13 protein-coding genes are annotated in these 10,869 nt (G+C 70.7%); 10 read left to right on the top strand and 3 right to left on the bottom strand.

Features of this window, described 5'->3' with window-relative positions:
* Window positions 1-39 precede the first annotated feature (39 nt).
* Complete coding sequence (locus ACFYSC_RS15660) at window positions 40-1,113, top strand: mannosyltransferase family protein (RefSeq protein WP_389961503.1); 1,074 nt, start codon at window positions 40-42, stop codon at window positions 1,111-1,113.
* Between the two features lie 174 nt (window positions 1,114-1,287).
* On the opposite strand, the gene ACFYSC_RS15655 is transcribed toward ACFYSC_RS15660, so the two are convergent.
* Window positions 1,288-2,046, bottom strand: a complete 759-nt coding sequence (locus ACFYSC_RS15655) for a deoxyribonuclease IV (protein ID WP_362932508.1) — start codon at window positions 2,044-2,046, stop codon at window positions 1,288-1,290.
* 115 nt (window positions 2,047-2,161) lie between these two features.
* Between ACFYSC_RS15655 and ACFYSC_RS15650 the strand changes: the two genes are divergently transcribed.
* Complete coding sequence (locus ACFYSC_RS15650) at window positions 2,162-2,338, top strand: hypothetical protein (RefSeq protein WP_362932510.1); 177 nt, start codon at window positions 2,162-2,164, stop codon at window positions 2,336-2,338.
* Between the two features lie 118 nt (window positions 2,339-2,456).
* On the opposite strand, the gene ACFYSC_RS15645 is transcribed toward ACFYSC_RS15650, so the two are convergent.
* The gene (locus ACFYSC_RS15645; RefSeq protein ID WP_389961501.1) at window positions 2,457-2,768 is read right to left on the bottom strand and encodes a hypothetical protein; all 312 of its coding nucleotides are present in this window, start codon (window positions 2,766-2,768) and stop codon (window positions 2,457-2,459) included.
* A gap of 258 nt (window positions 2,769-3,026) precedes the next feature.
* Here ACFYSC_RS15645 and rpsF point away from each other — a divergent pair, with 258 nt between their 5' ends.
* From rpsF to ACFYSC_RS15610, 7 genes are all read left to right on the top strand, one after another.
* Window positions 3,027-3,317 (top strand): 30S ribosomal protein S6, encoded by a 291-nt coding sequence (gene rpsF, locus ACFYSC_RS15640; protein ID WP_189246906.1) that lies wholly within the window; start codon window positions 3,027-3,029, stop codon window positions 3,315-3,317.
* A gap of 75 nt (window positions 3,318-3,392) precedes the next feature.
* Window positions 3,393-3,959 (top strand): single-stranded DNA-binding protein, encoded by a 567-nt coding sequence (locus ACFYSC_RS15635; RefSeq protein WP_389961498.1) that lies wholly within the window; start codon window positions 3,393-3,395, stop codon window positions 3,957-3,959.
* Between the two features lie 153 nt (window positions 3,960-4,112).
* Entirely contained in the window at window positions 4,113-4,349 is a 237-nt protein-coding gene (rpsR, locus tag ACFYSC_RS15630; protein WP_012895699.1) for a 30S ribosomal protein S18, read from the top strand.
* A 14-nt stretch (window positions 4,350-4,363) separates the two neighbouring features.
* Entirely contained in the window at window positions 4,364-4,810 is a 447-nt protein-coding gene (rplI, locus tag ACFYSC_RS15625; RefSeq protein ID WP_362932516.1) for a 50S ribosomal protein L9, read from the top strand.
* Window positions 4,811-4,989: 179 nt separating this feature from the next.
* Window positions 4,990-5,865, top strand: a complete 876-nt coding sequence (locus ACFYSC_RS15620; protein WP_389961495.1) for an ABC transporter substrate-binding protein — start codon at window positions 4,990-4,992, stop codon at window positions 5,863-5,865.
* 107 nt (window positions 5,866-5,972) lie between these two features.
* Window positions 5,973-6,887, top strand: coding sequence for an amino acid ABC transporter permease (locus tag ACFYSC_RS15615; RefSeq protein WP_389961493.1), 915 nt, complete (start codon window positions 5,973-5,975; stop codon window positions 6,885-6,887).
* Window positions 6,888-7,026: 139 nt separating this feature from the next.
* Complete coding sequence (locus ACFYSC_RS15610; RefSeq protein ID WP_362932522.1) at window positions 7,027-7,770, top strand: amino acid ABC transporter ATP-binding protein; 744 nt, start codon at window positions 7,027-7,029, stop codon at window positions 7,768-7,770.
* An 80-nt stretch (window positions 7,771-7,850) separates the two neighbouring features.
* Here ACFYSC_RS15610 and ACFYSC_RS15605 read toward each other — a convergent pair whose 3' ends face one another.
* On the bottom strand, window positions 7,851-9,161 hold the full coding sequence (locus ACFYSC_RS15605; RefSeq protein ID WP_389961491.1) for an MATE family efflux transporter: 1,311 nt from the start codon (window positions 9,159-9,161) through the stop codon (window positions 7,851-7,853).
* A gap of 326 nt (window positions 9,162-9,487) precedes the next feature.
* On the opposite strand from ACFYSC_RS15605, the gene dnaB reads away from it, so the two are divergent.
* Window positions 9,488-10,843 carry a replicative DNA helicase gene (dnaB, locus tag ACFYSC_RS15600; protein WP_362932526.1) on the top strand — a complete coding sequence of 452 codons (1,356 nt, stop codon included), beginning with the start codon at window positions 9,488-9,490 and terminating at the stop codon, window positions 10,841-10,843.
* Window positions 10,844-10,869: the final 26 nt, after the last annotated feature.

Genomic DNA, 10,869 nt, shown 5'->3' with positions numbered 1-10,869 from the left:
TCGGCGCCGCCAGCGCCGCGCGACGCCCGCACGGAGGCGATGCTGCTCTGGCTGAGCTCCCGGCTGGGAGTCGTCGTCCTCTCCCTCGCCGCGGGGGCCGGGGCCGTGTCGCAGGTGGCGTCCATGCCGTTCCTGGACCGCTGGCGGCACTGGGACGCCCAGCTGCTCATCATCATCGCCGAGCACGGGTACGGCGGCGACCCCGCGGCCAAGCCCGACGCGGGGCTGCCCGCGTTCTTCCCGGGGATGCCGCTGGCGCTGCGGGCGGTACGGCCCCTGGTCGGCGACTGGACGCTCGCGGGGCTGCTGATCTCCCTGGTCGCGGGGGCCGTCGCCGTGGTGGCGCTGGCCCGGCTGGCGGAGTTCGAGGGGCCGCCGGGGACCGGGTGGCGCGCCGTGCTGACGCTGCTGCTGTGGCCGATGTCGGTCTTCCTGTTCGTCGGCTACAGCGAGGCGCTGTTCCTGGCCTTCGCGCTCCCGGCCTGGCTGGCGGCGCGTCGGGGCCGCTGGCCGCTGGCCGCCGCCCTCGCCGCCGGCGCCTCCTGCGTGCGGATCACCGGCCTGTTCCTGGCGCTCGCGCTGGTGGTGGAGTTCTTCACCCACCGCCGGCCGGTACGGCAGGCGGCCTGGCTCGCGGTGCCGTTCGTCCCGCTGGGGCTGTACTCGGCCTACCACTACACCCGCACCGGCGACTGGCTGGCCTGGAAACACGCGCAGGAGGCCGGCTGGGGCCGCCAGCTGGTGTGGCCCTGGCAGTCGCTGTCCACGACGTGGACCTCCGCGATGGGCGACGGGCAGTTCGCGTGGGCGTTCCGGATGGAGATCGCCGGGGCGTTCGTCGGGGTCGGGCTGGTGCTGGTCCTGCTGTACCTGCGCCGATGGAGCGAGTTCGTCTACGTGGGGCTCCAGGTGGGCGCCCTGATCTGCTCCGCCTTCTACCTGTCGATCCCGCGGTCCGCGCTGCTGTGGTGGCCGCTCTTCCTGCTCCTCGCGCGGGTGAGCGCCACGGGGCCGCCCTGGCGACGGTGGACCATCGCCGTATACGCGCTGGTGGCGGGCCCGCTCATGGCGCTCAACACGCTGAGCTTCATGCAGGGCGCCTGGGTGGGCTGAATACCTTTACCCGATTTCGGCGGTGAATAATCCAGAAAAGTTATCCACAGGCTGTGGATTGAATCCGCCGGAGGCCCCGGGGCCGGCGCGGGGCCCTTCGCGGGCCGTTTCCGGGCCCTCCTCCCGCGGCCGCTCCGCGGATCCGCGCCGTGGCGGGGACCCGCGGAGCGGGCCCTAAAGCCTCTTCCTGAGCAGGGCGATGTCCTCGGCCTGGCCGGCGGACGGGGTCTCCACGATGATCGGCGCGTCCGCGCTCCGGCACACCTGGAGGATGAGCTCGGTGTCGATCTGGCCCGCGCCGAGGTTGGCGTGCCGGTCGGCGCCCGACCCGGCGGCGTCCCGCGAGTCGTTGCAGTGGACCAGGTCGATCCGGCCGGTGATCGCCCTGATCCGGTCGACCACGTCGGCCAGGTCCTCCCCGGCGGCGTGGGCGTGACAGGTGTCCAGGCAGAAGCCCACGTCGAAGCCGTCGAGGGCCTCCCAGAGCCGGGCGATGCGGTCCAGCCGCCGCGCCATCGCGTTGCCGCCGCCCGCGGTGTTCTCGATGAGCACGGGGACCTCGTGCTCCTCCAGACGCTCGAACACCTTGCGCCAGTTGTCGAAGCCCTTCTGCGGGTCGTCGCCGGCCGTCACGTGCCCGCCGTGGACGATCAGGCCCTTGGCCCCCAGCTCCGCGGCGGCCGCGAGATGGGCGCTCAGCAGCTTGCGGCTGGGGATGCGGACGCGGTTGTTCACCGTGGCCACATTGATCACGTAGGGGGCGTGGACGTAGACGTCGACCCCCGAGTCCCTGATCTCGCGGGTCTTCTCCTCGACGACCGGGCCCTTCCAGCCCTGCGGGTCACCGAGGAAGAACTGCACGGCCTCGGCGTCGCACGCCCTGGCGTGGGCGAGCGGGTCGTCCGAGGAGACATGGGCTCCGATACGCGGCATGTGTTCGAGCCTAACCGTTTCAGGGCCCCGCGCACGGGCAGTCGGACGGCGCGCCCCACGCGCTCCCGGCGTACCCCCCACACCGGCCCCCGGCGGGCCGACGCAAGGAGTCGAGATGGCTTACCGCAGCAGAGGAATCAGCCTGATCGGGCTGATCTACATCATCATCGGCGTCTACGTGGCCTGGGTCCACGACTACATCACCCCGGCGCTGCTGAAGGACGTCGCCAGGGCACTGCTGGCGATCTTCCTGTGGTTCCTCGTCCTGCTGGGCGTGGACCTGCGGTTCTAGGTTCTGTTCTGTGGACACGGGCCCGCGCGGGTGCGAGCCCGCGCGGGCACGGGCTCGCCACCGTACGGACCGGTGGGCCGGGCGGCCCGTGGGCCCATGAGTCCACGGAGTCACCGGATCACGGGTAGAAGCCGCCGTGGTAGACGCCGAAGGCCAGGCCGACGAACGAGGCGACGATGCCGACGATGTTCAGCGAGCGCTCCGCCGTGGTCGCCGAGATGTACTGGGAGTAGAGCCCGCCGACGAACCCCAGCACGCCCAGCCACGCCGCGAACACGTGGGCTCCGGGGTTGAACCCGCAGGCGAAGGCCACCAGGCCGAAGACCAGCGTGACGACGCTCAGGAGGTTCTCCAGCGGGTGCCGCCGTCCGTCGCTGTTCATCCTCAGCCGGAACCTCTGGCCGCGCACGGGGCGAGACGTCTGCGACATGACCCACCACTTTCCCTGTGTTCTCCCTGTGTTCTTCCTGGTGGGGGGCTTGTGCTTCCTTCTGGTAGGGGGTGCCCGGCGAGGTGGCGGCCCAACCCTTGACACCCTGGTAGGCTTGCACGGCTGCGTCGCGCGGGTGTGTTTCCGCCCGCCCGCCGCCTCCGCCGCCGAAATGGGCGCCGGGGCGAAGACGTCAGCGTCCTCCTGTCACGGCACGGTGTCGTGACCGCGAAAGTCCAGAGGAGGTTGGAAGCCAGCATGCGTCGTTACGAAGTGATGGTCATTCTCGACCCGTCGCTCGATGAGCGCACGGTGGCCCCTTCCCTCGACCAGTTCCTCACTGTCGTCCGCAATGACGGCGGCACGGTGGAGAAGGTCGACGTGTGGGGTCGCCGGCGGCTGTCCTACGACATCGCCAAGAAGCCCGAGGGCATCTACGCCGTGATCGATCTGACCGCGACTCCCGCCACGGTCAAGGAGCTCGACCGGCAGATGAACCTCAACGAGGGCATCCTCCGCACGAAGGTCCTGCGCCCGGACGTGCACTAATCCCCGGCTTTTGTCGGGTGGCAGCCGTACTCTGAGCCGATAACAGCTAAGGCCGCAGGAAAGGCATCGCTAGCCATGGCAGCAGGCGACACTCAGATCACCATCGTCGGCAACCTCGTCGACGACCCGGAGCTGCGCTTCACCCCCACGGGGCAAGCCGTGGCCCGGTTCCGCATCGCGTCCACTCCGCGGTTCCTCGACAGGCAGACCAACGAGTGGAAGGACGGCGAAGGGCTGTTCCTGACCTGCAACGTCTGGCGGCAGGCGGCGGAGAACGTCGCCGAGAGCCTTCAGCGCGGCATGCGGGTCATCGTCCAGGGACGGCTGCGCCAGCGGTCTTACGAGACCAAGGAAGGCGAGAAGCGCACGGTCTACGAGGTCGAGGTCGACGAGGTCGGCCCCTCCCTCCGCAACGCGACCGCCAAGGTCAACAAGACCACCCGGCAGGGTGGTGGCGGTGGCGGCGGCGGTGGCTTCGGCGGCGGTCCGGCCAATGACCCGTGGGCCTCCGCCACGCCGACCGCGCCTCAGGGAGGCGGCGGTGGTTACGGCGGCGGCGGTGGCGGCGGCTTCGGCGGCGGCCAGCAGCAGGGCGGCGGCGGCTTCGGCGGCAACGACTTCAGCGACGAACCGCCTTTCTAGGACCTGCTCCGCGGGTCCCCGCCGCGGCGGGGGTCCACCGGGCAGTTCCACGGCGCCGCCCTCCGGGGCGGCCGGGGACCGCGTCCCACAACCCAGTCCATATCCGCAGCGACCATTCCCGCCTCGCGGCGGGGCTCTGAAAGGAGCACCACGATGGCCAAGCCGGCACTGCGCAAGCCCAAGAAGAAGGTTTGCCTGTTCTGCCACGACAAGATCTCCTACGTCGACTACAAGGACACGGCGCTGCTTCGGAAGTTCATCTCCGACCGCGGCAAGATCCGTGCTCGCCGGGTGACGGGCAACTGCACCCAGCACCAGCGTGACGTGGCGACCGCTATCAAGAACGCTCGTGAGATGGCGCTCCTGCCGTACATGAGCACCGCGCGCTAAGGAGGTCCGGACAGATGAAGCTCATTCTCACCAGTGAGGTCTCGGGCCTCGGCGCCCCCGGCGACATCGTCGAGGTCAAGGGCGGCTACGGCCGCAACTTCCTGCTCCCCCGCGGCTACGCGATCCTGTGGACGCGCGGCGGCGAGAAGCAGATCGCCTCGATCAAGAAGGCTCGCGACGCCCGCGAGATCCGTGACCTGGGCACCGCCCAGGAGGTCGCCGGCCAGCTCAAGGCTCTGCGCGTGGTCCTGACCACGAAGGCCGGTGAGTCGGGTCGCCTGTTCGGCTCGATCACCACCGCCGACGTGGCCGAGGCCGTCAAGGCCGCCGGCGGCCCCCTGCTCGACCGCCGCCGGATCGAGATCGCCCCGGCGATCAAGAGCCTCGGCTCGCACCGGGTCACCGTCAAGCTGCACCCGGAGGTCACCGCCGCCGTCGACGTCGAGGTCGTCGCGGCCTGACCGGTCATGCCTGACCAGGACCCCCTTCCGTCTTCTCGGGAGGGGGTCGCGAAGGGGTCTCTCTCGTCTTCTCGGGAGGGGCCCCTCTCCGTATGTATCCGTATGCCGAGACGGGGACATCGGTGACGCGGAAAATTCATACAATTTCGAAGCTGTTGCTTCGTTCATGGAGGTTTGTCGTGGTCCGTCCCTCGATCCTGTTCGCGCTCGGCGCCCTCGCGGTGGCCGTGACGGCCTGCGCCCCGGCCTCGGACACGACCCAGGCGGCCCCGTCCGGTACGGCGGGCACCCCGGCGGCGGACGCCTGCGCCAAGGAAGGGCTCGCCCTGAAGACTCCGGGCACCCTGACCATCGGCACCGACAAGCCGGCCTACGAGCCGTGGTTCAAGGACGACGCCCCGGCCAACGGCAAGGGCTTCGAGAGCGCGGTGGCCCACGCCATCGCCAAGCGGCTCGGCTTCGAGGGCGGCCAGGTGAAGTGGACGACGGTGAAGTTCGACGCCGCCTTCGCCCCCGGCGCCAAGAAGTTCGACTTCGACGTCAACCAGGTCTCCGTGACCCCCGCCCGTGCCAAGGTCGTCGATTTCAGCAAGGGCTACTACACCGTCAAGCAGGCCGTGGTCGCGCTGGAGGGCTCCCCCATCGCCTCCGCGACGGATCTCGCCGGGCTGCGGGACGCCAAGATCGGCGTTCAGATCGGCACCACCTCGCTGCAGGCGGTCAAGGACGTCATCCGGCCCGCCAAGGAGCCGAACGTCTACAACGAGCAGATCGACGCGGTGAACGCGCTGAAGAACAAGCAGGTCGACGCCGTGGTGGTGGACCTGCCCACCGCGTTCTACGTGACCGCGGCCCAGGTCGAGAACTCCAAGATCGTCGGCCAGTTCGGCTCCGTCTCCGGTACGCCCGAGGTCTTCGGCGCGGTCTTCGAGAAGGGCAGCCCGCTGGTGGGCTGCGTCAACGAGGCCATCGACGACCTCACCGCCTCCGGCGAGCTGGCGAAGATCGAGAGCGAGTGGCTCGGGTCGGCCGCGGGCGCGCCGGAGCTGAAGTGACGGGAAGCGGCGACCGGGACCGAGCGACCCCGGCGGACGGCGGCGCGCGGGTCCGGGGTGACGGCGCCGGACCCCCGGCCGCCGGCGCGCGGACCTCGGGTGACGGGGTGGCCTCCCCGTCCGGTGGCGCCGCGGTCCCGGCCGACGACGGCGCGCAGGCTCCGGCCGGGACCGCGGCGGTCGCGCCGGACTGGGTGAAGAGCGCGCGGCAGGTGGAGCGCGAGCGCCTGCGCAGGCGGCGGACGGCCCGCTCGGGCTCGATCGCGACGGCCTCGACGGTGCTGGTGATCGTCCTGCTGCTGTGGGTCCTCACCGCCTCGCCCGGCTGGCCCAGGGTCCGGGAGACGTTCTTCGACCCCGAGCAGTTCGTCTCGGCGCTGCCGGACGTCCTGAGCGGGTTCCTGCTCAACATCAAGATCTTCCTGATCGCCGAGCCGCTGATCCTGGTGGTGGGGCTGCTGGTCGCGCTGGTCCGCAGCCTCAGGGCGCCGGTCTTCTTCCCTCTGCGGGCCCTGGCGGTCGCCTACACCGACGTGTTCCGCGGCGTGCCCACGATCCTGGTCATCTATCTCGTCGGCTTCGGCCTGCCCGCCCTCGGCCTGCAGGGCACCCCGACGGACCTGGCGACGCTGGGCGTCGTCGCGCTGACCCTGTCGTACGGCGCCTACGTCGCAGAGGTGTTCCGGGCGGGCATCGACTCGGTGCACCCCAGCCAGGTGGCCGCCGCCCGGTCCCTGGGGCTGAGCCACGGCAAGGCGATGCGGTACGTGGTGGTGCCGCAGGCCGTACGACGCGTGGTGCCGCCGCTGCTCAACGACTTCGTCTCGCTGCAGAAGGACACCGCGCTGGTGGCCACGATCGGCCCGCTGGAGGCGCTGCGCCAGGCGCAGATCCACGTCGCGAGCACGTTCAACTACACGCCCTACCTGGCCGCCGCGCTGCTGTTCATCGTGCTGACCATCCCCATGGCCCGCTTCACCGACTATCTGGCGGCCCGCTCGCAGCGGCGGCGGGGCCAGTGAGCGGGCGGCGCGCGGCTCCCGGCCGCCGGACGGACCGTCCGCGGCCCGGCCCGCGGGATGAGGGCCCACCGTACGGCGAGCCGCCGCGCGGAGGGGACGGCCGCCCGCGACCCGCCCGGCGGACGGGGAAGGAGACCTCATGAGCCTGCTGACCATCGACGGCGTCTGGAAGAACTACCACGGCCACAGCGTGCTGCGCGGAATCGACCTGTCGGTCGGGGCGCACGAGGTGGTCTGCCTGATCGGCGCCTCCGGGTCGGGCAAGTCCACGCTGCTGCGCTGCGTGAACCTCCTGGAGACCGTGGACGACGGCACGATCCACCTGGACGGCCAGGAGATCACCGACGTCCGGGCCGACGCCGACGACGTGCGCAGGAGGATCGGCATCGTCTTCCAGGCGTTCAACCTCTTCCCGCACATGACCGTGCTGGACAACATCACCCTGGCCCCGCGCAAGGTGCACGGGACCGGCCGGGAGCAGGCCGAGGAGCAGGCCCGAGAGCTGCTGGGCAGGTTCGGGCTGGCGGACAAGGCCCTGGCCTACCCCGACCGGCTCTCCGGCGGCCAGCAGCAGCGCGTCGCCATCATCCGGGCCCTGGCCACCAGGCCCCGCCTGATGCTGCTGGACGAGGTGACCTCGGCGCTCGACCCGGAGCTGGTCACCGAGGTGCTCGGGATCATCCGGGAGCTCAAGGACACCGGAATGACCATGATCCTGACCACCCACGAGATGGGCTTCTGCCGGGAGATCGCCGACACCGTCTGCTTCCTCGACGGCGGCGTGCTCCTGGAACGCGGCACCCCCGAGCAGGTCTTCACCGACCCCCGGCAGCCCCGCACCCGGGAGTTCCTGCGGAGCGTGCTCGACGCCCGGCGGCTCTGAGTCCCGGCCGGCCCGCCGGGTTCGCTGACCCCGGCGATCGCCGGTCCTCCGGGGCCGCCGGGCCTGTCGGGCCCGGTGGGTCACGCGCCGGTCACCAGCCAGCGGGAGCCGTATGCCCGCGTCCCCAGGGTGACGAGCCGGGCCGCCATCCACACCCCCAGCGCCAGCCACAGCGCCACCAGGCCGCCGCCGGACTCCGCCACCAGCACGGCGGCGGGGAGGTAGGCGAGCGTCGTCAGCACCCCCGCCCAGGCGAGGTAGCGCTGGTCGCCGGCGCCGATCAGCACCCCGTCGAGCACGAACACCACCCCGGCGATCGGCTGCAGGGCCGCCACCACCCACAGGACGGCGAGCAGCTCCCGGGCCGCCTCCGGCGACGCGTCGAACAGCGCGGGCGTGAACGGCCGCAGCGCGGCCACGACGAGGAGGAGGACCACCCCGGAACCCACCCCCCACACCACCATCCGCCAGGTGGCCGCCCGGGTCCCGGCGACGTCCCCGGCGCCCAGCGTGCGGCCGGTGATGGCCTGTCCGGCGATGGCGATCGCGTCCAGGGCGAACGCCAGCAGCGTCCAGATCCTGGAGGCGATCGTGTGGGCGTCGATCTGCGCCTCTCCCATCCGGGTGGCCAGCGCGGTGGCCACGATCAGCACCGCCTGCAGGCACACCGTACGGACGACCAGGGCGACCCCGGCGGAGCCCGCCGACCTGATGCCCGCCAGGTCGGGACGGAACGGCGCCCGGTGCCGTACGAACAGCAGGGCGAGGTACACCGCGGCGGCGAGCGACTGCGCCAGCACCGTGCCCCAGGCCGATCCGGCGATCCCCCAGCCCAGGACCAGGACGAAGACGGCGTTGAGCACCGCGTTGAGCGCGAAGGACCCCACCGACACCAGCAGCGGGGTGACGGTGTCCTGCATGCCGCGCAGCACGCCGGTCCCGGCCAGCACGAGCAGCATGGACGGGACCCCCAGCAGGCTGATCCGCAGGTAGGTCAGGGCCAGCCGGGCCAGCTCGCCCTCGGCGCCGAGCAGGTGGACGAGCCAGGGGGCGAGCGGCCACACCACCGCGATGATCACCAGCCCGGTCCCGGCGGCCAGCCACAGGCCGTCCACCCCCTGCCGGAGCGCCCGCCGGGTGTCGCCCGCCCCGATCTGCCGGGCCACCGACGCCGTCGTGCCGTACGCGAGGAACACGCACAGGCCCACGACGGCGCTCAGCACCGTGCTCGCCACCCCCAGCGCGCCGAGCGCCGGACCGGGCAGGCGGCCGACGACGACCGTGTCGGTCAGCAGGAACAGCGGCTCGGCGACGAGGGCGCCGAACGCCGGTACGGCCAACCGGAGGATCTGCCGGTCGTGCTCGCGGCTCGCGGGGCGGGTAAGAGGCACCCAATCATTGTGCCTCTTACCCATCGATGGTTTCCCGGTCCGCCGGGCCCCAGGTGAGGAGCGTCACGGCGTGTCGCGCCGACTTTCTTTCCTCCACAGGCGGTGGATGAAGTTTTCCCTGGTAGAAGCGGTGTTGTGGATTTCGAGGGAGAGTTATCCACAGCGCTGTCCCCAGGCTGCCCACATGTCTGGGGACGAAGTGCACACCTTATCCACACCTCTGTCGACAGGCCGCGTTGCGATGCGGCGTGGGAAGCGGCGAGACTGTCAGACCGGCCGGGTAACAATAGAGGTGCCGTAAATTTGTTCGAAAGAGGGGGTGCCCGGTGAGCATCGCGGAGCCGCCGGTCTTCGAGTCCGGATTCGAACGCACCCCTCCGAACAACATCGAGGCCGAGCAGTCCGTCCTGGGCGGCATGCTGCTGTCCAAGGACGCCATCGCCGACGTGGTCGAGGTCGTGCGGGCCGACGACTTCTACCGCCCCGCCCACCAGATCATCTACGACATCATCACCGAGCTCTACGGCCGGGGCGACCCCGCCGACGCGGTCACCGTATTCGGTGAGCTGCAGAAACGCGGCGAGGTGGCCCGCGTCGGTGGCGGCGCCTACCTCCACACCCTCACCGCCGTCGTGCCCACCGCCGCGAACGCCGGCTACTACGCCCGGATCGTCCGCGAGCAGGCCATCCTCCGGCGGCTGATCGAGGCCGGCACCCGCATCGTCTCCTTCGGCTACGGCGGGCAGGACGAAGAGGTCGACGAGATCGTCGACCGCGCCCAGGCCGAGATCTACAAGGTCACCGAGCGGCGCACCTCCGAGGACTACGTCCCGCTGGCCGAGATCATGCCGGGCGCCCTCGACGAGCTGGAGGCCATCGGCGGCCGGAACGGCCAGATGGTCGGCGTGCCCACGGGCTTCCAGGACCTCGACGCCCTCACCAACGGCCTGCACCCCGGCCAGATGATCGTGGTCGCCGCCCGGCCCGCGATCGGCAAGTCCACTTTGGGGCTGGATTTCGCCAGATCTGCCGCTATCAAGCACGGTATGACGACTGTCGTCTTTTCTCTGGAAATGTCCAGAAATGAGATTACGATGCGTCTGCTGTCCGCCGAGGCCCGGGTGGCGCTGCACAACATGCGGTCCGGCACGATGACCGACGACGACTGGGCCAAGCTGGCCCGGCGGATGGGTGAGGTGGCCGAGGCGCCGCTGTTCATCGACGACTCGCCCAACATGTCGATGATGGAGATCCGGGCCAAGTGCCGCCGCCTCAAGCAGCGCAACGACCTGCGGTTCGTCATCATCGACTACCTCCAGCTGATGTCCTCGCCGAAGAAGACCGAGAGCCGCCAGAACGAGGTCTCGGAGATCTCCCGGGCGATCAAGCTCCTGGCCAAGGAGCTGGAGGTGCCGGTCATCGCCATCTCGCAGCTCAACCGAGGCCCGGAGCAGAGAACCGACAAGCGGCCGATGGTGAGCGACCTGCGCGAATCCGGAAGTATCGAGCAAGATGCGGACATGGTCATCCTGCTGCACCGGGAGGACGCCTACGAGCGTGAGTCGCCCCGGGCGGGCGAGGCCGACCTGATCGTGGCCAAGCACCGTAACGGCCCCACCGCGACGGTCACCGTGGCGTTCCAGGGCCACTACAGCCGCTTCGTCGACATGGCCCCGCACTGATCCACACGATGCCGTAGGGGCCTGGC

It is taken from the genome of Streptosporangium sp. NPDC004379, assembly GCF_042873875.1.
GTDB lineage: Bacteria > Actinomycetota > Actinomycetes > Streptosporangiales > Streptosporangiaceae > Streptosporangium.
Note: the sequence above shows the minus strand (reverse complement) of the source record. Positions and strands in the feature narration are given on the sequence as shown.

Bases quoted from the DNA above. Each gene is read 5' to 3' on its own strand.
- ACFYSC_RS15645 (WP_389961501.1), bottom strand. From the start codon at position 2,768: ATGTCGCAGACGTCTCGCCCCGTGCGCGGCCAGAGGTTCCGGCTGAGG.
- ACFYSC_RS15635 (WP_389961498.1), top strand. From the start codon at position 3,393: ATGGCAGCAGGCGACACTCAGATCACCATCGTCGGCAACCTCGTCGAC.
- ACFYSC_RS15655 (WP_362932508.1), bottom strand. From the start codon at position 2,046: ATGCCGCGTATCGGAGCCCATGTCTCCTCGGACGACCCGCTCGCCCAC.
- rpsR (WP_012895699.1), top strand. From the start codon at position 4,113: ATGGCCAAGCCGGCACTGCGCAAGCCCAAGAAGAAGGTTTGCCTGTTC.
- ACFYSC_RS15650 (WP_362932510.1), top strand. From the start codon at position 2,162: ATGGCTTACCGCAGCAGAGGAATCAGCCTGATCGGGCTGATCTACATC.
- ACFYSC_RS15660 (WP_389961503.1), top strand. From the start codon at position 40: ATGCTGCTCTGGCTGAGCTCCCGGCTGGGAGTCGTCGTCCTCTCCCTC.
- rpsF (WP_189246906.1), top strand. From the start codon at position 3,027: ATGCGTCGTTACGAAGTGATGGTCATTCTCGACCCGTCGCTCGATGAG.
- rplI (WP_362932516.1), top strand. From the start codon at position 4,364: ATGAAGCTCATTCTCACCAGTGAGGTCTCGGGCCTCGGCGCCCCCGGC.
- ACFYSC_RS15610 (WP_362932522.1), top strand. From the start codon at position 7,027: ATGAGCCTGCTGACCATCGACGGCGTCTGGAAGAACTACCACGGCCAC.